At 66.4% G+C, this 22,355-nt stretch carries 16 protein-coding genes and 1 pseudogene; 11 read left to right on the top strand and 6 right to left on the bottom strand.

Annotation, left to right across the window (positions count from 1 at the left end):
- Positions 1 to 106: 106 nt before the first annotated feature.
- The 3 genes from JOF56_RS35085 to JOF56_RS35075 all read left to right on the top strand — a co-directional run bounded on the left by JOF56_RS35085 (position 107) and on the right by JOF56_RS35075 (position 5,402).
- Positions 107 to 1,252 (top strand): RNA ligase RtcB family protein, encoded by a 1,146-nt coding sequence (locus JOF56_RS35085; RefSeq protein WP_209643736.1) that lies wholly within the window; start codon positions 107 to 109, stop codon positions 1,250 to 1,252.
- Between the two features lie 104 nt (positions 1,253 to 1,356).
- On the top strand, positions 1,357 to 2,715 hold the full coding sequence (locus JOF56_RS35080) for an SWIM zinc finger family protein (RefSeq protein WP_209643735.1): 1,359 nt from the start codon (positions 1,357 to 1,359) through the stop codon (positions 2,713 to 2,715).
- Positions 2,712 to 5,402 (top strand): DUF6493 family protein, encoded by a 2,691-nt coding sequence (locus JOF56_RS35075; protein WP_209643734.1) that lies wholly within the window; start codon positions 2,712 to 2,714, stop codon positions 5,400 to 5,402. The genes JOF56_RS35080 and JOF56_RS35075 overlap by 4 nt, the downstream gene beginning before the upstream one ends.
- 72 nt (positions 5,403 to 5,474) lie before the next feature.
- Here JOF56_RS35075 and JOF56_RS58450 read toward each other — a convergent pair whose 3' ends face one another.
- Positions 5,475 to 5,789 (bottom strand): DUF6223 family protein, encoded by a 315-nt coding sequence (locus tag JOF56_RS58450; protein WP_307855813.1) that lies wholly within the window; start codon positions 5,787 to 5,789, stop codon positions 5,475 to 5,477.
- Between the two features lie 284 nt (positions 5,790 to 6,073).
- On the opposite strand from JOF56_RS58450, the gene JOF56_RS35070 reads away from it, so the two are divergent.
- The 5 genes from JOF56_RS35070 (at position 6,074) to JOF56_RS35050 (ending at position 12,964) form a co-directional block, all read left to right on the top strand.
- Complete coding sequence (locus tag JOF56_RS35070; protein WP_209643733.1) at positions 6,074 to 7,192, top strand: sensor histidine kinase; 1,119 nt, start codon at positions 6,074 to 6,076, stop codon at positions 7,190 to 7,192.
- On the top strand, positions 7,189 to 7,845 hold the full coding sequence (locus JOF56_RS35065) for a response regulator (protein ID WP_209643732.1): 657 nt from the start codon (positions 7,189 to 7,191) through the stop codon (positions 7,843 to 7,845). Before JOF56_RS35070 ends, JOF56_RS35065 begins: the two co-directional genes overlap by 4 nt.
- A 242-nt stretch (positions 7,846 to 8,087) precedes the next feature.
- The gene (locus tag JOF56_RS35060) at positions 8,088 to 10,355 is read left to right on the top strand and encodes an InlB B-repeat-containing protein (protein WP_209643731.1); all 2,268 of its coding nucleotides are present in this window, start codon (positions 8,088 to 8,090) and stop codon (positions 10,353 to 10,355) included.
- A 96-nt stretch (positions 10,356 to 10,451) separates the two neighbouring features.
- Complete coding sequence (locus JOF56_RS35055) at positions 10,452 to 11,795, top strand: IS630 family transposase (RefSeq protein ID WP_209643729.1); 1,344 nt, start codon at positions 10,452 to 10,454, stop codon at positions 11,793 to 11,795.
- An 80-nt stretch (positions 11,796 to 11,875) separates the two neighbouring features.
- A complete protein-coding gene (locus tag JOF56_RS35050; protein WP_209643730.1) occupies positions 11,876 to 12,964 on the top strand; it encodes an IS630 family transposase in 1,089 nt (362 codons plus the stop codon).
- Positions 12,965 to 12,996: 32 nt separating this feature from the next.
- Here JOF56_RS35050 and JOF56_RS35045 read toward each other — a convergent pair whose 3' ends face one another.
- On the bottom strand, positions 12,997 to 14,340 hold the full coding sequence (locus JOF56_RS35045) for an IS630 family transposase (protein WP_209643729.1): 1,344 nt from the start codon (positions 14,338 to 14,340) through the stop codon (positions 12,997 to 12,999).
- A 142-nt stretch (positions 14,341 to 14,482) separates the two neighbouring features.
- Here JOF56_RS35045 and JOF56_RS35040 point away from each other — a divergent pair.
- Together JOF56_RS35040 and JOF56_RS35035 are read left to right on the top strand one after the other, a co-directional pair.
- A pseudogene (locus JOF56_RS35040) lies at positions 14,483 to 15,013 on the top strand (ATP-binding cassette domain-containing protein); the annotation flags it as partial.
- Between the two features lie 91 nt (positions 15,014 to 15,104).
- Positions 15,105 to 15,557, top strand: a complete 453-nt coding sequence (locus tag JOF56_RS35035) for a hypothetical protein (RefSeq protein WP_209643728.1) — start codon at positions 15,105 to 15,107, stop codon at positions 15,555 to 15,557.
- A 207-nt stretch (positions 15,558 to 15,764) separates the two neighbouring features.
- On the opposite strand, the gene JOF56_RS35030 is transcribed toward JOF56_RS35035, so the two are convergent.
- From JOF56_RS35030 to JOF56_RS35020, 3 genes are all read right to left on the bottom strand, one after another.
- Positions 15,765 to 16,328: a Uma2 family endonuclease gene (locus tag JOF56_RS35030; protein ID WP_209643727.1), complete on the bottom strand. Its 564-nt coding sequence runs from the start codon at positions 16,326 to 16,328 to the stop codon at positions 15,765 to 15,767.
- 309 nt (positions 16,329 to 16,637) lie between these two features.
- The gene (locus JOF56_RS35025) at positions 16,638 to 17,174 is read right to left on the bottom strand and encodes a hypothetical protein (RefSeq protein WP_209643726.1); all 537 of its coding nucleotides are present in this window, start codon (positions 17,172 to 17,174) and stop codon (positions 16,638 to 16,640) included.
- A gap of 138 nt (positions 17,175 to 17,312) precedes the next feature.
- Positions 17,313 to 18,536, bottom strand: coding sequence for a chymotrypsin family serine protease (locus JOF56_RS35020; RefSeq protein ID WP_209643725.1), 1,224 nt, complete (start codon positions 18,534 to 18,536; stop codon positions 17,313 to 17,315).
- A gap of 145 nt (positions 18,537 to 18,681) precedes the next feature.
- Here JOF56_RS35020 and JOF56_RS35015 point away from each other — a divergent pair, with 145 nt between their 5' ends.
- A complete protein-coding gene (locus tag JOF56_RS35015; RefSeq protein ID WP_209643724.1) occupies positions 18,682 to 19,434 on the top strand; it encodes a Calx-beta domain-containing protein in 753 nt (250 codons plus the stop codon).
- Here the strand turns inward: JOF56_RS35015 and JOF56_RS35010 are convergent.
- Positions 19,421 to 22,339 (bottom strand): AfsR/SARP family transcriptional regulator, encoded by a 2,919-nt coding sequence (locus JOF56_RS35010; RefSeq protein ID WP_209643723.1) that lies wholly within the window; start codon positions 22,337 to 22,339, stop codon positions 19,421 to 19,423. The genes JOF56_RS35015 and JOF56_RS35010 overlap by 14 nt on opposite strands.
- Positions 22,340 to 22,355: the final 16 nt, after the last annotated feature.

Below are 22,355 nucleotides of genomic sequence, written 5' to 3'. Positions count from 1 at the left end.
TTCGCTTGCCGCGCGCGGCGGACTGCGAGACTGTGTGCCCATGACGTTCTGACGGACAGCACCCAGACCACCACAGGCTCCAATGCCGTCCCGCCATGCCTTTTCAATGAAGCGAGCGTCTTTGTCTCCCCAACACTCCCCGCCGCAGTCCACCGTCGCCGTGTTCGCCTCCCCCACGAGCTGGATCGAGTCCGACGCCGTCGCACAGTGCCACCAGGTGGCCAAGCTCGACGGCATGATCCACGTCGCCGCCATGCCGGACCTGCACCCCGGAAAGGGTGCTCCGATCGGCGCCGCCATGGCGTCGAGCGTGCTGTATCCGTTTCTTGTGGGCTCCGACATCGGTTGCGGTATCGCCGTTTTCCCCATCAGGCTCAAACGTGCCGTACCTGCCAGGCTGGCCCCGCGGTTCCCGGACCTCGACCGCGCACCGGAGCCCGACGATCCGGCCTGGGCGGTGGTGGACGGCGACGTTCCCACCGGTCACCTCGAGGGCCTCGGAACGGTCGGCCGGGGCAACCACTTCGTCGAACTGGCCCGGATCGACACCGTTTTCTCGCCAGACCACGTCAGCCGGCTGGGGCTGGCCGCCGGTGACCTCGTCCTCATCGTCCACAGCGGTTCCCGCGGCCTGGGCGAACGGATCCTCCGGGCACACACCGAAATACACGGCGCGGGCCCGGCTCCTGATCCTGCCGCGTACCTCACGATGCACGACGACGCCGTCCGTTGGGGTTCCCTCAACCGGCGGCTGATGGCCGCCCGAGTCGCCCACGCGCTGGGCACCGAGCCGACCGAGCCGATCGTCGACGAGTGCCACAACCTGGTCGAGATCCGAGACGGCGTCTACCTGCACCGCAAGGGAGCGGCGCCGGGTGATGGCCGCGACGTGCTCATCGCTGGCACGCGAGGCACCCCGTCCTACCTCGTCGCCGCGCATGCCGGACCGGAGGCCAACCATTCCGTGGCGCATGGCGCGGGCCGCAAGATGTCGCGGGCTGACGCTCTACGCCGTGGCCGCGTCAAACACACGGTCGAACAGTTACGCAGCACATCCGTGGGATCGCTCGTGGTATGCGGTGACCGTCAACTGCTCTTCGAGGAGGCTCCGACGGCCTACAAGCGCATTGAACAAGTGATCGCCGACCTCGTTGACCACCAACTGGCAACCCCCGTGGCAACCACAGTCCCGCTGGTCACCTACAAGACGGCCGACATCGGCTACAGCCGCCGCAAACGAGGCCGGTCATGAGTAAGGCCATATTCACTGTCCACTTTGGAGTTCAGAGCGGGCCGTACGTCGCCTGCTGATCCTCCGCGACAGAATTGTCGGTGGGCGCTTGTAGTCTGCGACGCATGATCTCGACCGCGCACGCGTACCGCTATCTCGGCCCGTCCTGGGCGGACCAGACAGCCGTGGGGCTGGCGACCTCAGGGGGCCGGACGGTGGCCGGGCCGGTGGCGAACCCGCAGTTCTTCAGCGGAGTCCTCACCCGGCCCGAGGTCGCGGCGGCCGGGCTGGCCGCGGTGGCGGACGTGGCCAAGGCGCGGTACTGGCAGCAGCGCTCGGCGGCGTCCCGGGACCCGGTCGTGACCTGCGACGGCCGGCAGTTGAGGTTCGAGTCGTTCTCCGGGTGTGGCGGGGTGCACGCCCGGCTGGATCTGCTCGGCGGCGCGCTCGACGGCGATGTAGTGGCCCGTGGGACCACGAATGTCGACGTCAACGGGCCGTTACGGGAGACGCTGGCCCGGATCCGGGCCGGCAGTCCGCTGCATCTGTCGGTCGGCTGGGACGAACTGGCCGTCACCACCGGCGAAGGCGCGGTGGTGGAGAAGAAGGTCCCGCTGCCGGAGCGGTGGTTGCGCGGGTTCGCTGAGGTGCAGGTGATCAGCGCCCAGTTCGACGCCCGCGCCGAACTCAGCGCGGCCGAGGCCGGCCGATTCCTGAGATCCCTGCCGGCCAACGGCGACTTGTGGGCTGTCCCGTCGGGGCGGGGCCTGCGGCTGACCGCGCGCCCGGCAGCGGGCGCGGTCCACCTCGCGGGTCCGGGCCGACTCGCGGCGATCAAACCATTACTACGCTTGGCATCCGGACTGCGGGTCTATGGCCCGCCGGTCGGGCCCACATCGAAACCTGTTGCGTCGGCGTGGGAATTGACGCTGCCCTCAGGCAGGCTGGTGCTGACCCTGTCGCCCGAGGCTCGGCGTGGTTTCTCCGGCGAGGGCGCGGTTCTCGACGCCCTCGCGTCCGAGGCCGCCGGAGCCGACGCCGACCTGGTCGGAGCGTTGCTGGACTTCGAACCGGCCGTCGAGGTCGATCTGCTCGCCGACCGCGCCGGCTTGCCTGCCGAACGAGTGCGTGACGCTCTTGGCCAGCTCGGTGTGGCCGGTCGCGTCGGCTACGACTTGGCCGAAGCGTCCTATTTCCACCGCGAACTGCCGTACGACGCCACCCGCGTCGAGCGCATGAATCCCCGTCTACGCGCCGCACGAGCCCTGGTCGCCGCCGGTGCCGTTCATCTGGAAGGCGACACCGCCACCGTGACCGTCGAGGACCGTGTCAACCGCGTCCGCCTCTCCCCCGACGGCACAGCTCTCGGCTGCACCTGCCAGTGGTGGGCGGAGTACCGCGGCACCCGCGGCAAGTGCAAGCACACACTCGCCGCCGAATCCGCCCACCGCGGCGACCACGACACCGACGAGGACGACCTGTGACCACATTGGACTGGAACACTCTGCGGTCCCTCATCGACACCGGCGACCAGGTCGCCGTCGCCAAGGCCGTCGCGGACCTGGACGACAAGACCCGGCGGGCGCTCACCGAGCCGCTGAAGTCCTACCTCCGGGAGATCAACCGGCAGCCGGACGCATACCCCGAGTGGAGCGCCTGGCGGACCGCCCGGGGAAAGCGCGTCGCGCCGCTGCGGGTGGCCGGGCTGGGGTGTTTCACCGGGGCGGATGCCGCAGCGAAATGGCTGGTCAGGACGGAACTGTGGGAGGGCGACCCACGGACCGACGGCCTGCTCGTGGTGCTGCGCGCCAGGCAGGCGGACTGGGTCGCGGACATGGTCACCCGGTTCGCAGGCCGGGTCCGGCCTACTGACTTCCACCTCTACAAGCTGGCAGTGACGTTCGTCCGTGAGGCAGGCGTCGCGCCGCCTGCGACGGAGGGGTTCGTCATGGCCTGGGTGACCTGGGCGAACAGACTGGAACGGGACGAGGACGCCGTCAGTCGCCTACGCGCCGACCCGCTGCTGACCGCCGTTGTACCGCTGCTGTTCGATGTGGACGACGTCGGCCCGTTGCTGGAGTTGGACAATCCCGACGGCACCGCTGTGTGGCCGGTCTGGCTCGCCGCACTTGCGGCCGAGGGCGTACTGGACCGGGCCGCGCTCCTGGATGGCTGTCTGCGGCGGATGCTGCGTGGCGGCAAGCCGAACGCATTACGTGGGTACGTCACCATTCTCACCGGGTTGGCCCCGACGACCGCCGAGCTGCGCCGTCACGTTCCCGATCTGCTGCATCTGCTGCCCGATGCGGCGCCGTCTGTGGCCGTGATGGCTCAACGCGAGCTGCGATCCCTCGACGAGGCAGGAGAACTGGAACCGGCCGACCTGGTCGAGGCGGGCAGGCTGGTGTTGTCCCGTACGGAGAAGAACATTCTCACGACCCAACTGTCCTGGTTGGACACTGTGGCCAAGCGGGACGAGAAACGCTCAGGCGACGTCGTGACGGTGATGACTGAGCTGTTCGCCGACCGTCCCGTGGATCTACAGCGTCGCGCGGTGACCATCACCTTGCGATACATCGACGCCTGCGCGGACGACGTGCGGGAGACGGTCCGTGCCGCCGCGGCCACACTACCTGGCGACCTGCGGGACAAGATCGCGGCAGCCGTGGGCACGGTCGAGGCCGAGCCTGTGTTCGACATGCCCTCACCTGTGCCCGCAAGCCGACGGGAGATGCCGCCGCCGATCGCCTCGCCGGAGGAACTGGCCGAGGAACTCGCGGCCCAGCTGCCGTCGATACAGCAGACCTACGACACCGATCCCGTCAGCCTGGAACGGGTACTCGCGGCCTTGGTCAGGTTCGCCGCCGACCGTGCGGCCCTGCGGGCCGCGCTCAGGCCAGTCCTGACCCGCTTCGACATCAGGCCTCGATTGCCCAGGACACACCGCATTTCCCCGATCGACGGATTCAGTGCGGTGGTGTCCGCGGCCGTCGCCGCCCCGACAACCGGCAAGCCCGACATGGGAATCGCGTCCGTCGAGGGCGAGCTGAAGTGGCGCAGCGCCGCCCTGGGCGCCCCGGCTCCGTACCGCGTCCTGCTGTACCGAATGCACGAAATCGCCGCCCGCCTGGCCCATGCACCCATCCCCGCCCTGGTCGCCACGCCGACCCTCACCACCGGCCACCTCGACCCTTCAGTCCTGCTGGCCCGCCTGGAGACAGCGGCAGAGGAGGGCTGGCAACCAGCGGAATACGACCTACAGCAAGCCTTCTTACGCATTCCACGCGACACATACCCAGTTCTGGCCGAGCGCGCCGCCAAGGTGGGCACGCCCGCGACAGACCGCCTCGCCGCTCACTTGCTCGCTCCCCTGCCGGACCCCGTCATCTCCCGTGTCGACGTAGCCATCGCCCTGACCAAGGACCACGCCGGCACACACCAGAAGATCCGCGCCATCCGGCCCGTCATCCAGACCACTCCAGAAGACCTCCCAACCGAAAAGTACGCACCCGAGGTACGACAACTGCCACCGTCCCTGGCGGACCTGCTGTGGCACCTGCCGCCACCGCGCTACATGGCAACAACAGGCGACGTTTCGTGGTGGACGTCGTCATGGCCCACAGTCGCCCCCGGCCATCGCGACGTGATCGCCGCCCATCTGACCCGGTTCCTCGCCTCGGAATACCCAGCCGACATCGGCGCAGCTCTCCTCGCCACCGCCGAAACCGACGGCCCCCTCGGCACAGGCACAGCCCTCGCCGTGGCCTTCGCCATCGGATCCCCAGACCGCGCCCTCCGTGCCCACGCCGTCGACACCGTGCTCACCCTTCACGCAGCCGGCTGGGACTCCACAACCATGGGCACCGAACTCGGCACCCTGGCCGCCACCGAGACAATCAGCCTCGCCCGCGTCGTCCCCTCCCTCCGCTCCGCAACCGACGGCGGCGCCGCCCCCACAATCTGGACCACCATCGCCGCCGCCCTGCCCGCCATCCTCACCACAACCCCCAAACGCACCCCCGACCTCCTAATCCTCGCCACAGAACTCGCCGAACGCCTCCATGTCCGCACTCCCATCCCTTCCGTCACCGCCGCCGCCAACACCCCCAAGTCCACCCGCACCCGCACCGAAGCCCGCCGCCTCGCCACCCTCCTCACTATCCCGGCATAGCTGACCGAGGCTCGGCGGACCTTCAGTTCGGTCACCGGGCTCGCTTCCCGCTCCGGCCCGCTCGCCGCGCCTTCACTTTCGGTCTGGGTGGGTGGTGTGGCGGGGGCGGGTTAGGGACAGGCCGCCGAGGAGCAGGGCGGTAAGGCCGACTGCTACTGCGACGTAGCCTCCGACTATTCCGTAGCCGGTGCCGGGGCCGCCTTCTGCCGCGGCTATCACCAGTGCGCCGATGGTTGTGGCTGCTGTTCCTGTTGCTAGAGATGTGATGGGGCCGCGTCGGCCTGTGGTGGTTCGTTTTTTGGAGCGGGCTAGTGTGCGGGCGCCGATTATTACGCCTGTGAGGCCTGACAGGGCCGCTACCAGGGACCAGAGGCGGCCGGCGGTCATGGTGTATGCGCTGACGTTGGTTGGTTGGGCCAGGATGTGTGTGGCGACCATGTGGTGGACGGACATGAGAGGTTCTCCTTCTCTTTCATCGTGCGATGTTGCTGATGATGTCCGTTGGGGGCCCGTGCAGTCGTTGTGCAGGCGCAGACAATTTGGGCTGCCGTCCGTGCTGTAGGTGACTACTGCAGGCGTCGCAGGAGGCGGGGATCTACTGCAACTGTGGTAGGCGACTGATCGTCTGTGTGTAGGAGGAACCTGCGCGGTTGTCCGGCTAGGGTGCGCGCATGGGTAAGGGACGGGTTGGCATCTGGGACTGGGTGATTGCCGTCGGGGTGGCCGCCAGTTTGTTGATCGCTGGGCTGTCTGGACAACACCCTTCGGCGGATCTGGCGCCGTTGGGTTACTTGCTGTTGACGGGTAGCGGTCTTGCGCTGGGCGCTCGTCGTTGGGCGCCTGTCGTTGTTTTGGCTGTGACTGGGTTGGGTGCGCTGGGTTATCAGGCCGTTGGGTTTGATGTGCCTGTCATTGCGTATTTGTTTGCTGTGTATGCCGCGGTGCGGGCGGGGCATCGATTGGTCACTGTGGTGGGGTCGGTGGTCATGCTGGCTGTGCTTCCGTTGGCGATCCTGGTTTCTCCGCATGATTGGGCTGTGGGTGAGGCGTTCACGCAGTCGCGGAATGTTCTTGAGCTGGCTTGGTTGATCGCTGCCGGGGCGGCTGGGGAGGCGCTGCGGCAGGCTGAGCGGCGGGCGGATGAGGCGGAGCGCACGCGTGAGGAGACTGCGCGGCGGCGTGCCGACGAGGAACGGCTGCACATCGCGCGGGAACTGCATGATTCGCTCACGCATCAGATTTCTGTGATCAAGTTGCAGGCTGAGGTCGCTGTTCACCTCGCTCACCGGCGGGGTGAACAGGTGCCGGAGTCTTTGCTGGCCATCCGGGATGCCGGTCGTGAGGCGGCCCGGGAACTGCGCGCGACCTTGGAAGCGCTGCGTGATGACGACAAGAACCCGCCGCATGGGCTTGACCATGTTCCGGACTTGGTGCAACGGGCCCGGACTACCGGCTTGGACGCGAAGCTGACGATCGAGGGACACCGGAACGACGTGCCCGCCGCAGTCGAGCGGACTGCCTACCGGATTGTCCAGGAGTCGTTGACCAACATCGCTCGGCACGCTGCCGCCGCTACCGCGTCTGTCCGGATCGACTACCGGCCTGACGCCTTGGTTATTCAGGTCGACGATGACGGTACCGCTACGCCGGACAGTGCGCCGGTGCCTGGGGTCGGGCTGCTCGGGATGCGTGAACGTGTCACCGCTCTCGGAGGTCATCTGCGGGCGGCACCGCGCAGCGAGGGTGGTTTCACTGTCCAGGCTGAACTTCCCGTGGACCAGACGTCATGATCCGTGTTCTGCTGGTCGACGATCAGCCGCTCATCCGCAGTGGATTCCGTGCGCTGCTTGACATCGAGGACGATATCGAGGTTGTGGCCGAGGCCGCCGACGGCAGCGAGTGCCTGGCCCTGGTCCGGCAACACCTTCCTGACATCGCGCTCATCGACATTCAGATGCCCGTCATCGACGGGATCGAGGCGACTCGGCGCATCGCCGCAGACCCTGCTTTGGCCACGGTGCACGTTGTCATCCTGACCAACTATGGCCTGGACGAATATGTCTTCAACGCGTTGCGCGCGGGCGCGACCGGATTCCTTGTCAAAGACATCCAGCCGGACGATTTTCTGCACGCTGTACGTGTCGCCGCGCGTGGTGACGCCCTGCTCGCTCCGTCGATCACTCGCAAACTGATCAACCGGTATGTCACTCAGCCACTGACTACCGGCGCAGCACTGAAAGAATTGACCAACCGTGAACGTGAGGCCGTTACCCTGGTCGCCCACGGCCTGTCCAATGACGAGATCGCCGACCGCATGGCGATCAGCCCGATGACCGCGAAGACCCACGTCAACCGGGCCATGGTCAAGCTGCACGCCCGGGATCGCGCCCAGCTTGTGGTCCTCGCCTACGAGTCCGGTCTGGTGACGCCGCGCGACGCGTGACAATTTCCGGCCGGAAGTCCGCCCCTTGGGGCACAACTCCGGTTTTACACCTGTCACGAATTCGCTCGATCGGGTGAAAAACTGTTCCCGAGCTGGTATCACGCTCTGCCTTGATTTTCCGGGCGGCGAAATGATCGACGCTGCGAAGTGTCATTTTGATGACACCCCGGACGGCGGCTGGAAAACGCCGGGACTGTCGGGCATTCTCGGGGTGCGCGGGTCGGAGAACCAGACGGGGTGTCGTGCGAAAAAATCTTTCGGCTGCGGGCCGGTACTGGCCAAGGATCGCCGCGGCAGGCGCCGCGGCGGTGAGCCTTGCCGCCGTGACGTTGCTGGGAATCGACGACGGGACACCGGCCCACTCAGTGCAGATGCTGACCGGCGCGGCCTGGTTACCGTCCACGAAGGTCGGGCAGGTCACGCTGCTGGACGGCTCGTCGACCGAGGTCATGGCGCAGGTCCAGGTGGCCGCCGCCAACAATCTGCTCGACGTCGTCCAACAGGGATCCAACGCGTACGCCATCGACCGCACCGCCGGAACCGTGCGACGAGTGGACGGCGCCACCTTCGCGATGACCGCCACCGCGGCCCCGGTCCCGGACGCGCGAGCCGGGCTCGCCGCCTTCGCCACGTCGACCGATCTGTACACAATGGACACCAAGCGCGGTGTCCTCGCGGTCGTCGATCCGCGGACATTGGCGCTGCGGGGTGACCTTTTCTCGATCGGCGCGGAGATCAACGCAGGCGCCGCCGCCGTGGACGATTCCGGGCGGTTGTGGATCGTCGACCGCAACACCGGCGACCTGACCCGCATCGCCGGGGCGGATCGCACCACTCATCGCGGCGTCACCAAACCGGGACAAAGTGTCCTCAGCCTCGCCGGTGGCAATCCGGTCATCGTCAACACCGACGACCGCAAAGCGGTCACGATCGACAGCGACTCCGGCGAGGTCGTCAACACCCTCGACATGGAACTGCGGCCGGGCGATCCCGTGCAGATCAGCGGTTCCCCGTACAGCCAGCGGGTCTACGTGGTGGCATCTCGTGGCGTGCTCACGATCTGCGACCTCAAGGCGAGCAAGTGCGACACCTCCATCCCGCTGACCGGCGGCAGCACGCTCGGTGCCGCGATCGAGGCGGACAACCGGCTTTTCGTCCCCGACTACACCACCGGCCAGGTCTGGATCGTCGACCTGACCACCAAAGCCGCCCAGCGGACCCAGGTTCTCACCCCGTCCACCCGGTTCCAGCTGCTGACCCGGGACGGCAAGGTCTTCTTCAACGATCCCGGCAGCGAACGCGCGGGCGTCATCCAGTTCGACGGATCCGTGCTGAGAGCCGCCAAGTACGACCCGGCCGACCCCAGGAAAGGCCTGGTGCAACAGCCCGGCGATCCGGCGCCCGTCCAGCCGCAGCCCAATCCGCCCACCCAGCCCGTGCCGCCGTCCGAACCACCGCCCAGCCAGCAACCACCGAGTCAGCAACCGCCCGACCAGCAGCAACCGCCGCCGATCCAGAATCCACCGCCCCAGCAAGGAAATCCGCCCCCTCAGCAGGGCAATCCACCGCCCCAGCAGGGTAATCCGCCGCCGCTGGACCCGCCCTCGGACAATCCGCCACCGGTGAAGCCCGTACTGCGGATCACGCTGTCCAAAGCCAACCCGACAGCCAATGAGGACGTCACCCTCCGGGTGGACACCACCGACGGCGTCACGCCTCGCAGCGCGCATTGGGATTTCGGTGACGGTCAGCAAGGCTCCGGCGCCACCGTGACGCACAAGTGGACGGCCGCAAGGACCTATCAGGTGAGCGTCCAGGCCACCATGCCCGACGACCAGCAGGCCATGGCGTCGGCGACCGTGCAGGTCAGCCCGGTGCCGAAGGTCCGGCTCACCGTGACCACGCCGAGTCACGGGAAAGTGACCGGCACCGGGATCGCCTGCCCGCCGACCTGCAAGACGGATGTCGACAAAGGACAGTCCATCACGCTGACCGCCCAGCCGGACACCGACGCGAAGTTCGTCAGCTGGGGAGGAGCCTGCGCAGGCAACCAGGGCTGCACGGTCGTGATGGACGCGAACAAGACCGTGTCGGCCACCTTCAACAAACCGCCGGCAGGCGATTTCACCGTGGGCCCGCTCAACGGCGGCCACTGCTTCCTCCGCAGCGGCAGCAACGGCACATGGGACGTGGACATGTGGTTCACGATCGGGTGGACCAGTGCGACCGGAACGGCGATGCCCGCGAACAAACTGCGGCTGACCACCGACGTCGGCCGATCGCGCGACTGGGGTTTCTCCCAGCTCGGCCAGCCGGGAGACTGGATCGACACCTTCATCGATCCGGACAACCGGTATCTCAACCGGGTGCTGAAGGTCACCGTGGCCGTCGACCCGGACAACGCCGTCGCCGAGACCGTGGAGACCAACAACAAGTTCACGCTGGTCGTCGACCTGCGAACGCCACTCCCGCCCGCGAACACGAACAAAGAAGTGCCCTGCCACAAATAGGAGCCGGCAAGGATCGAACATCCGGATGACCGGACCACCGGGATGATCTAGTGTCCTGCGCCTGAAATCTTGAGTGTAGTTCTGTAGGGTGTTTCTATGTCGCATCGTGGTCCGCGGGCTATGGAGATCGTGTTGTCCGATGTGGAGCGTTCGGAGTTGCTGCGCTGGGCGGAGGATGAGGCCCGGCCACGTTTGACCGAGCGAGCGCGGATAGTTCTGGCGTGTGCTGGCGGGGCATCGAATACCGCGGTGGCCGCCGGTTTGGGGTTGACCACGATGACGGTGGGCAAGTGGCGGTCCCGGTTCGCGGCTGATCGGTTGGCGGGCCTGGCCGATCAGCCACGGCCGGGCCGGCAGAAACCCGATTTGGTGCTCAGCGAGGCCGAACACGCGCAGTTGACGCGCTGGGCGCGGCGAGCCAAGACCACGCAGTCGTTGGCGATGCGCGCGAAGATCGTGCTGGCCTGCGCGCGGGGCGGGACGAATAAACAGGTCGCCGCCGAGTTGAGGGTGGGCCAGTCGACGGTCAACCGCTGGCGCTCCCGGTTTGTCGCCACCCGCCTGGAGGGTCTGCTCGACGAGCCTCGTCCGGGGCGGCCACCGTCCATCCTGCTTGATCGGGTGGAGGATGTCGTGGTGGCGACGTTGGAGTCCACGCCGGGCCGCGACACGCACTGGTCGCGCGCGTCGATGGCTGCCCGCACCGGGTTGTCCAAGTCCACGATCGGGCGGATCTGGCGCAAGTTCGATCTCAAGCCGCATCTGCAGGACTCGTTCAAGCTGTCGACCGATCCGCAGTTCGTGGAGAAAGTCGTGGATGTCGTTGGCCTGTATCACAATCCGCCGGAGCGGGCGGTGGTGTTGTGTGTCGATGAGAAGGCGCAGATCCAGGCGCTGGACCGCTCCCAGCCGGTCCTGCCGATGATGCCCGGCACACCCGAGCGCCGCACCCACGACTACCTGCGGCACGGCATCACCAGCCTGTTCGCCGCGTTCAACATCACCGACGGCACCGTCATCAGCGAACTGCACCGCCGCCACCGCGCGGTGGAATTCAAGAAGTTCCTCATCACCATCGACAAGGCCGTGCCAGCCGAACTCGAGGTGCATCTGGTGTGTGACAACTACGGCACGCACAACACCCCTGAGATCAAGACCTGGCTGAGCAAACACCCCCGGTTCCGCATCCACTTCACCCCGACCGGTTCCTCGTGGATGAACCAAGTAGAGCGCTGGTTCGGCCTGCTGACCGACAAACTCATCCGCCGCGGCGTGCACACCTCCGTCGCAGCCCTGGAAAAAGCCATCAAGGAATGGATCGACACCTGGAACCAGGACCCGAAACCGTTCACCTGGACCAAGACCGCCGACGAGATCCTCAACTCCCTCGCCGACTACCTCGCCAAGATCACTCCACCTACCCACACCAAAACAACATAACTACTTAAACTCGAAACCTCAGGCGCGGCACACTAGTGTGTCGAGTCGTAAGTTTCTAGGCAGTTGACTAGACTGGGTGGATGCCGAGTCCGAAGCCTGTGCCGCTGGAACTGTCCGATGAGGAGCGTCGGGTTCTGACGGGCTGGACGCGTCGTCGTATGACCGCGCAGGCGTTGGCGTTGCGGTCGCGGATTGTGCTGGAGTGTGCGAAAGATCGGTCGAACAGCGAGATTGCCGAGATTCTGGGGGTGTCGCGGGAGACGGTGCGTAAGTGGCGGGCGCGGTTTGTGCGGGATCGGTTGGAGGGGTTGACCGATGAGCCGCGGCCGGGGGCGCCGCGCACGATCAGTGACGAGCAGGTCGAGCGGGTGATCACCGCGACGCTGGAGCAGAAGCCACCGCGCAATGACACGCATTGGTCGACGCGGTCGATGGCGGCGGCCACGGACATGTCGCAGTCGGCGATCTCGCGGATCTGGCGGGCTTTCGGCTTGAAGCCGCACCTGGTGCAGACGTGGAAGCTGTCCACCGATCCGCAGTTCATCGAGAAGGTCCGGGATATCGTCGGGTTGTATCTGGACCCGCCGACGAACGCGCTGGTGCTCTGTGTCGATGAGAAATCCCAGATGCAGGCGCTGGATCGCACCGCACCGATCCTGCCGATCATGCCCACCACCCCGGCGCGGATGACCCACGACTATGTCCGGCACGGCACTACCAGCTTGTTCGCCGCGCTGGACCTGGACAGCGGCTCGGTGATCGCCGAGCACCACCGCCGCCATCGCCACCAAGAGTTCCTGCGCTTCCTGAAAACGATCGACAAAGCCGTGCCGGCCGAGCTGGATCTGCACCTGGTCTGCGACAACTACGGCACCCACAAGACCCCTGAGGTCAAGAAGTGGCTGCTGCGCCACCCACGGTTCCAACTGCACTTCACCCCCACCAGCGGGTCCTGGCTGAACTTGGTGGAACGCTGGTTCGCCGAGCTGACCAGGCGCAAGCTGCGCCGCTCCGCTCATCGCAGCGTCGTCGAGCTCGAACGCGATGTTCGCGTCTGGATCAACGAATGGAACAAAGACCCGAAACCATTCGTGTGGACCAAGACCGCCGACGAGATCCTCGAAACACTAGCAGCCTACTGCCTACGAATTAACGACTCGGGACACTAGTGTGCCGCGCCTGAGGTTTCGAGTTTAAGTAGTTATGTTGTTTTGGTGTGGGTAGGTGGAGTGATCTTGGCGAGGTAGTCGGCGAGGGAGTTGAGGATCTCGTCGGCGGTCTTGGTCCAGGTGAACGGTTTCGGGTCCTGGTTCCAGGTGTCGATCCATTCCTTGATGGCTTTTTCCAGGGCTGCGACGGAGGTGTGCACGCCGCGGCGGATGAGTTTGTCGGTCAGCAGGCCGAACCAGCGCTCTACTTGGTTCATCCACGAGGAACCGGTCGGGGTGAAGTGGATGCGGAACCGGGGGTGTTTGCTCAGCCAGGTCTTGATCTCAGGGGTGTTGTGCGTGCCGTAGTTGTCACACACCAGATGCACCTCGAGTTCGGCTGGCACGGCCTTGTCGATGGTGATGAGGAACTTCTTGAATTCCACCGCGCGGTGGCGGCGGTGCAGTTCGCTGATGACGGTGCCGTCGGTGATGTTGAACGCGGCGAACAGGCTGGTGATGCCGTGCCGCAGGTAGTCGTGGGTGCGGCGCTCGGGTGTGCCGGGCATCATCGGCAGGACCGGCTGGGAGCGGTCCAGCGCCTGGATCTGCGCCTTCTCATCGACACACAACACCACCGCCCGCTCCGGCGGATTGTGATACAGGCCAACGACATCCACGACTTTCTCCACGAACTGCGGATCGGTCGACAGCTTGAACGAGTCCTGCAGATGCGGCTTGAGATCGAACTTGCGCCAGATCCGCCCGATCGTGGACTTGGACAACCCGGTGCGGGCAGCCATCGACGCGCGCGACCAGTGCGTGTCGCGGCCCGGCGTGGACTCCAACGTCGCCACCACGACATCCTCCACCCGATCAAGCAGGATGGACGGTGGCCGCCCCGGACGAGGCTCGTCGAGCAGACCCTCCAGGCGGGTGGCGACAAACCGGGAGCGCCAGCGGTTGACCGTCGACTGGCCCACCCTCAACTCGGCGGCGACCTGTTTATTCGTCCCGCCCCGCGCGCAGGCCAGCACGATCTTCGCGCGCATCGCCAACGACTGCGTGGTCTTGGCTCGCCGCGCCCAGCGCGTCAACTGCGCGTGTTCGGCCTCGCTGAGCACCAAATCGGGTTTCTGCCGGCCCGGCCGTGGCTGATCGGCCAGGCCCGCCAACCGATCAGCCGCGAACCGGGACCGCCACTTGCCCACCGTCATCGTGGTCAACCCCAAACCGGCGGCCACCGCGGTATTCGATGCCCCGCCAGCACACGCCAGAACTATCCGCGCTCGCTCGGTCAAACGTGGCCGGGCCTCATCCTCCGCCCAGCGCAGCAACTCCGAACGCTCCACATCGGACAACACGATCTCCATAGCCCGCGGACCACGATGCGACATAGAAACACCCTACAGAACTACACTCAAGATTTCAGGCGCAGGACACTAGCCTGGCGGACGTGATACAGCAACTGTTCTTCCTCTGAGAGACGACGCCCTCCACCGGTGCCGCGGACCGCGGTGCCGTAGTCCGTCTTTCCGGACTCTGCTCCGAGTGCTCGCCGGTGACCTGTCACCCGATCGCGGCGACGTGCGTCGCGCAGGCTCGCTCGGAGTCGCTGACCAGCAAATCCCGCTCAATGCCACCGACACCGTCGGTGACCTGATCGATCTTGAACTGGCCTCCGTACGCACAGCGCCGGCCGATCTGGAACGCGCCACGGAGGCACTCGCCGAGGACCGTCCCGGCGCGAATGATGCCTTCGCCGCTGCACTTGCGCAGGCCGAAGCGCTGGACGCGTGGGACGCCGACCGACGGGTCGAGATCTCACTCGCCGCGCTGAACGCCGTCGACGATCGCACCCGTCCGTTCAGCACCCTCTCAGTCGGGCAACGACACCGAGTGCGGCTCGCTTGTCTGCTCGGCGCAAGGCATGCGGTCCTATTGCTCGACGAGCCGACCAACCACCTGTCGGCCACGCTCGTCGACGAGTTGACGGACGCGCTCGCGGCCACACCGGCCGCAGTCCTGATCGTCACGCACGACCGGCAACTGTTGCGGGACACGGCATCCTGGCAACGGCTCGCACTGTAGGCCGCGACCGGAAATATGCCGTCGCACCGGGTGACAGGGCAGTCTAGCCTGACGCCCTTGATCTCGAGCTGTGAAGGCGGTCGATGTCGTGCTCCCTCAAGAGCCTCAGTCTCCGGTGCCGTCCCGGCGGATCTCGACGTTGCCCGCCCTGGTGATCGGGTTGGTGGCCGGGGCCGCCGTCGTGGGGCTGATCTGGTTGCTGGTGGGCACATCCGGCGATTCGGCCGGTCCGGCCGGCGATGCCTCGGCCGCCTGCGCCACCCTGGACCGGGTGGGCGAGCTCAAACCGGCCGCCGGTCGTCTGCCCAACAAGGACGACGGCAGCGGCTTCAGCCCGGCGGTGGCCGACCGGCTGGCCGCGGCGCGCGTTCTGGCTGACGCCGCGGCCAGGGATGACAACCGGTACAAGGCATTGAGCGAGGCACTCGACCAAGCCCACACATCGATCGGCCGTAACTTCCGGCTCGACGAGAAGGCGATCGGTCAGCTCGACGAAGCCCGCAAGCAGTGCGACGCGCTGTGATCCGATCACACACGGGGACAATTGCCTGTCCTGTCTGAGGACAACACGGTCGTTGAAACAGAAAGAGTCCCAGTGACACAATCACTGAGACTCACGCACGCAACGGTTGCTGATTACGGTCGCCGTTCGACCGGCTCCACCGCGACCGTCCGCTGGCAAGAAAGTTCACAGCGGGACCCGGCCAGTCCGAACGCCGCGCGTGACCGGTCAGAGCTTGTCAAGCTCGGTCAGGTCGATGTCGATGTCGAACGGCAAGGTGAGCACCAGCCTGTCGTGGTGAATGCCGGTGAGCGCGTAGGCGTGGGTGGCCGGGTCGAGCTCGTAGACATAGACGGCAGGCCGCTTGTCGACTTTTTCGACTCGCCAGAAGTGCCGGATTCCGGCCTGTGCGTAAAGCTGAGGCTTGCGCTCCCGGTCTCGGCGCTCGGAGTCCGGCGACACGACTTCCACGGCGAGGATGACGTCGTCTGCCCGATAGGTTGTCCCGTCTATGTCGCCCGCCGCAGCAGCATCGATGACGAGGACATCCGGCTCGGGACGCTGCCGGTTGTCAAGGGTGACCGTCATCTCCCGGCGCACTCGCATGGAGTCCGGAGCACAGCGGTGCAACCCGTTGTTCAGAAGATCCACGGTGAGCGCGTGGAACGCAGGCTGCGGGCTCACGAAAACGAGGCTCCCGTCGATCAGTTCGGTGTGCGGCGGCAGGTCCGGGAGCCGGTCGAGGTCATCGGCGGTAAAGCCGCCTGGTGGCGGGCGAAGCCAGTTGGGCATCGGTTCCGCAATCATGACATCCTCTGTCCGGTAGTTGTTCGTCGCGACGTGCTTCAGTATGCCCCACCAGGCCAGTTCTGGCCTCCGGCGGTCTTGCCGAGCCAGGCGAGGAGCGTATGCGGGACGAAAAGCCGGGATTGCACTGCGCTCATCAGCCAAACATGACTCCAATTCATCTCCCTCAATCGAAGTTCGACAATTTCACCAAGCGAAAGGAATATGAATATGTAACAAATAATCGCGATCCCCGACTGGAGTGGCTCGTGTGGGCCGCCGCGCCCGGTTTTTGGGCGGGCGCGGCGGGGGTGGTTATGACCAGCACTCCCAGGAGGAGCTGTTGTAGAAGTTGTTGAATCGGTCGATGGAGTTGATGCCGCGTTGGGTTTGGCAGGCGTTGGTCATCGAGATCGGGACCAGTTGGCCCTGAGGGGTCACGCATCTCCAGTCGTAGGCGGTCGAGCCTACGGTTGTGGCGCTGAGGTTGCCTGTGGAGCGGCAGTGGCGGTTGAGGTCCAGGCCGCCGAGGTTTCCGCCGGTGCGCCAGCATTCCCAGGAGCCTGTGCTGAAGAAGTTGTAGGTTCGGTCGATGGTGTCGGCTCCGCGTTGGACGCGGCAGACGTCCGTCATCGAGATCGGGACCAGTTGGCCCTGGGGCGTCACGCACCTCCAGTCGTACGCGGTGGAACCGACGGTTGTGGCGCTGATGTTGCCTGTCGAACGGCAGTAGGTGTCCAGGTCCAGGCCGCCGGTGTTGGTTGCTGCCTGGGCTTGGCCGAGGCCGGTTGAGAACAGTGCGAGCAGCACGCCGCACGCGACCAGCAGCAGCCTTGTCAGTGATTTCCTCATCGGTGTCTCCCTGTTGAACCGGTGGAGGCACCTTTCGTAATCCGAGTGGGGATTCCGCAGAAGAGTATCGGCGGTACTCAGACGGACGCGGCCACCAGCGAGTGGTGGCCGCGCTTGTCGTCAAAGGTCAGGCTGAGGTCATCCGAGTTGGAGGGTGGCGCCGTAGAAAGACAGCGTCTGGGTCAGATCCGCGTAATACACAGTCCGGTAGCACTGGGACGAGATGCCGCACGGGCCCAGGCGTCCGGAACCCGCTGAGATTGTGCCCTTGCCCAGGGCTTGCCGCAGCAGGGCATAGTTCCAGTAGCTGATGACTGGGCCGCCGCTGTCACCGAGGCCGGCCGCGGGCGTGTTGGAGATGCTTGTGGCGCGGACCATGGGGAACATGAAGCCGACGTTGGTCAGGATCAGGTTGTTCACCGACGTCACCCTGCTGACGCAGCGCAGGCCGGTGAAGGCACCCGAGTTGCAGGTGTAGTTGCCGACGTAGCTGGATTGCTTGCCCTTCACCGGGATCGAGAGGTTGGAGAAGATTCCGCCGCTGTAGATCCGGCCGGCCGCGTAGGTCCGGATGGCCAGTGTGTCCCGCAGCGCGTTCTTGTTGATGATCGGGCCCATGAAGGCGCCGCCGTTGATCCAGGCACTCTGGCCGTTGTTGCCGCAGTGGCCGGAACCGAGGATGGCCGAGGTTCCGCCCAACCTGATGGCGAAACCGGTGCTGCAGTGACGGGATGGACTGTGCCAGCGGGCACCGCCCCAGTACGGCGGAATGTCCGCCTGACGGTTGAAAGCCAACGCGTCCGCGGTGATGAACGGGAAGATGACGTACGGCACACGCAGAGCCTTGATGGCCGGCAGCGCGCGAGCCTCCTCTTCGGACACCGAGACCGACACCGACAGCCCGCTGCCGTCGACGTTCGGAGCGACGCCGGTCACCGCCTTCTCGCTCTGCAGGGCCTGGCCTTCGCTGAGCAGTTCCTGCTCGGAGTAACGGCTCTGGGCCAGCGCGACCGGTGCGGTCCGGCTGGCTTCCTTGACCGCTTCCTGCACCCGTGGCGGAACGGGACCACGCCAGTACAGCACGACCCGGCGTTCCTCAGGCGCCGCGGTCACACCGGAGAAGCCTTCGTCCTTCTGTTCGTCGCGGGCATTGGTGATGGTGTCGGCGGCCGTGTTGAGTTGCTGCTGGGCAGCGAACAGGTCATCCCATGACCGGAAGTCACCCGGTACCGGGTCGGTGATCGGGTCGGAGCCTTCCGGCCCGTCCTTTTCTTCGGCTGCGTGACCGGGGCTCGCGGCCAGGGTCACGGTCACTATCGCGGCACCGAACACCGCAAGGCATCGGCGCAGTCGGGTGTTCATGGCGCTCCTTCCTCAGATGGTTGCCGCCACGGTTGTCATGTCCGGTTGCGCCCCGGATGTCGTAGCGGGCCAGCCTCCACAACCCGGCCACAACCCAGGTCGGTTACACGTACGCATAGCTGGGGTCAATCACAGGGAGGAAGCCATGAGGACAACGGGGATCTTGGTCGCCGTCGCCGTGACTATGGCCGGGGTGGCGACGCCGGCCGCCGCGGATCCGGTCTGCCCGCGAACGATCCGGATCGATCCCGCGCCGAGTGTGCGCGAGGGCAACCCGCTCGTGTTCACCGCGACGCTGATCACGCCGCCAGGCTGCCCGACTGTCGGCACGGTGACCTTCCGCACCCAGGCCCCGGTGGCCGGCGGTGGTTTCGACGCGATCCCGGGAAGCGGGCCGGCGAGCCCCAAGGCGGACTACATCGCCAGGACCGGGCTGCTGGAGTGGAAGCCCGGCGACCAGCCGACCAAGGAGATCCCGGTGCAGACGCTGGTGGACTCGCTCTACGAGGTGCCCGAGGAGGTCGCGGTGTGCCTGGAAAGGCCCTCCTCGGAGGTCGAGGTTCCCAGCCCCTGCACCAGATCCGAGATCAGCTCGCCGATGTGCCTGCAGGCCGATATGACCGTCCCGATCACGATCGGCCTGTCAGTGCCGGCACGCGACGACGTGTCCGTCTTCTACGACACCATTGACGGTACGGCCAAAGAAGGACAGGACTACGTCGGTGTCCACAATGGTCAGGTGCGGATTCCCGCCGGCCGGCTGGACACCGTCGCGCCGATCCGGATCCTGCCCAACCAGCCGGGTGAGGGCTTCGAGTTCTTCTTCGCGGAGTTCCGGTCCACGCACGACGGCTACACCGAGCGCAGCCGGGTGAAGATCGACATCATGACGCGGTAGTGCTGTTGTCCAACCGCGCGGACAACAGGCGATGCCGCGCGGCAGTGTCCGGCTGGCCGGACCTGTCCTCCAGGTCGGCCAGATCGCTGTGCAGCAGGGCTTCGGCGTAGTCGTCCGGGACCCGCTCCCGGATGGCGAGCGCATGCCGGAGTTGTTCGCGAGCGCCGGCTAGATCGCCCACGGCCAGCCGGGCACGTCCGATATTGCCGCGCGTCAACGACTCCAGGTGCAGGTCCGCCAGCTCCTGGCTGGCGGCCAGCGCCTGGTTGAGGTTCTCCAGTGCGGCATCCGGGTCACCTTGATCGAGCAGGGTGATCCCGATGTTGTTGAACGACTCCGACTCGAACCTGCGGTCCCCCGTCCGCCGCGCGATCGCAAGCGCCTCACGGAAATGCTCCAGCGCCGGGCCGAGCTCGCCCTGCAGGCGGAACGCCTCGCCGAGACTGTCCAACGTGCCTGCCTCCAGCCAGGTGTCCCCCAGCGACCGGGCATGCGCCAACGCCGGTTGAAGCAGGTCGAAGCTCAGCTCGGGCCGCCGGACGCAGACATAGGTGTAGCCGAGATTCCGTTGTGCCAGCGCCATTCCGCGCGTGTTGCCGGCTGCGGTCTGCAGGTCGATGGCCTGCTGGTAGGCGTTGACGGCCTCGTCGAACCGCCGGAGTTGCACGTGCGCGCCGCCGATGTTGTTGTACACAGCCGCTTCCCCGCTCTTGTCCCCGGCCGCGCGCATCAGTTCGAGCGCACGCGGGTAGCAGGCAAGCGCTTCGATCATCCGGTGCGCGAGACGGTATGCCGTGCCTAGGGAACGCAGTGCCTCGCCTTCCGCGGCCGGATCGTCGAGCTCGGCGGCAGCAGCGACGCCGACCTTGCACATCTCGATACGTTCGGTCCAGTGCCCACGAGCGTTGAAGAACGCGGTCAACGCCGATGTCAGCTGCCAGGCCGCCGCGTGCAGGCCGTTGTCGTTGGCGAACTGTACGACCGCGACCATGTTGTGCCGCTCTGTGTCCAGGAAGTCGAAGGCGGCGTTCTGGTCGGCGAACCGTGGAACCTCTACTGAGGACAGTTCGACGCCGGCCAGCGCCAGGTACCAGTCCACGATCCGGACACCCGCCGCCGCGCGTTCGGCACCGGACTCGTCGACCAGTGCGCACTGATGCGCGAAGACCTTGATCAGGTCGTGCAGCCGGTAGCGGGCACCGCCCACCTCGTTCACCAGGTGAGAAGCGGCCAGCTCGGCGACTCTGGGCTTTGCCCCGGCTGCCGGGACACCACAAGCCGCTGCGACCAGGTGCACGCAGAAACTCGCCCCCGGATGTACTCCCAGCATGCGGAACGCACGGGCAGTGGGTTCGCTGAGTGAGCGGTAGGCGCTGGCGAACACGGTCCGGACGCTCAGCGAGTCACCGGGCACCGCCAGCGAATCCAGCCGGTCGGCGCTGGCCAGCTCGTCGACCAGGTCCCGGATCGGCCGGTCCGGCCGCATGAGCAGCTTGGCCGTGGCGATCCGTAGCGCGAGCGGCATCCCGCCGCACAGGCGCACCAGATGTGCCGCAGGCACAGGCTCCCGCTCGACGCGTGCGGCTCCGAGCACCCGGCCGAGCAGACGCACGGCCTCGTTGTGGGCCAACGCGTCGAGACCGATGACTTGGACGGCATGACGGACCACGAGCGGCGCCAGCGTGTTCCGGCTGGTGATCAGCAACAGTCCGGTGGCACTGCCCGGGACCAGCGGAAGGATGTCGTCGGTCACGCCGCAGTTGTCCAGGACCACCAGGATTCGCCGGTCGTGCAGCAGCGACCGGTACAGGCTGGCCTTGTCGACCAGTCCGGCCGGGATCCGGTCGTCGGGCACGCCGAGCCCGAGCAGCAGGTGGGTCAGCGCGTCGGTGGTGGAGATCGCCGTGTCCGGGTCGTGTCCGCGCAGGTCAAGAAACAGCTGTCCGTCCGGGAACCGGCTTGCGGCCTGGTGTGCCCACTGCACTGCCAGTGCTGTCTTGCCCATGCCCGCCGCGCCGGAGATCACGATCACCGGCCGGTCACCGGCGTCGGCAAGGACTTCGTCCAGCGCCTCCAGCTGCGCGTCCCGCCCGACGAAGTACCCCACGCGAGCAGGCAACTGGGCTGGTGCCGCCGTGTTGGTGGCCACTTGTGGTGATCCGAGGGCAGGCGAACGTCGCAGAATGTCGGTGTAGAGGCCGTTGAGCTCGGGTCCCGGGTCGACGCCGAGCTCGTCGTCCAGCCGGTCCCGTAGCCGCTGGTAGGCGTCCAACGCGTCAACGTGCCTACCACACCGGTACAGGGCACGCATGTACAGGGCGACGAGCCGCTCTCTCGTCGGATACTTGACCAGCAACCGTTCCAGGTCGGTGACCGCTTCGCTGTGGTTGCCCCGGCGAAGTTCCGCGTCCCACAAGCACTCCCAGGCGGCGAGCCGCAACTCGTGCAGCCGGTTGATCTCCGCGACTCCCCATCCGGCGAACCCCGTGTCCGCCAAGGCGTCCCCACGCCACAACGCGAGCGCCGCCCGCAACCGGTCGGCAACAGTGTTACCGGACAGGTCTTGTTTCGCCGTGACGACAGTTTGTTCGAACCTGTGCGCGTCGACCATGTCCGCGTCGATCGTCAGAACGTATCCGGGCTCACGGGTCAGAAGCACACCGGGAAGACCGCATTCGCCCAGCACCTGACGGACGCGCGCCACGTGGCTGTGCAGGGATTTCACCGCCGTGCGTGGTGGATCGTCGTCCCACAGCACGTCAACGAGCCGGTCCTGGGACACGACCTGGCCGGGATGCAACGCCAGCGCCCCCACCACAGCCCGCTGCCGCGCACCCTGCAAGGCCGCTGGGCCCAGCGGACCGATCACCTCGACCGGTCCCAACAGCCGGATCTCACCCCGCACGGCACTCCTTCCCCAG

Source organism: Kibdelosporangium banguiense (assembly GCF_017876405.1).
In the GTDB taxonomy this organism is placed as follows: Bacteria; Actinomycetota; Actinomycetes; order Mycobacteriales; family Pseudonocardiaceae; genus Kibdelosporangium; species Kibdelosporangium banguiense.
The sequence above is the reverse complement of the archived record's forward strand: the minus strand, read 5'-3'. Positions and strand labels throughout refer to the sequence as shown.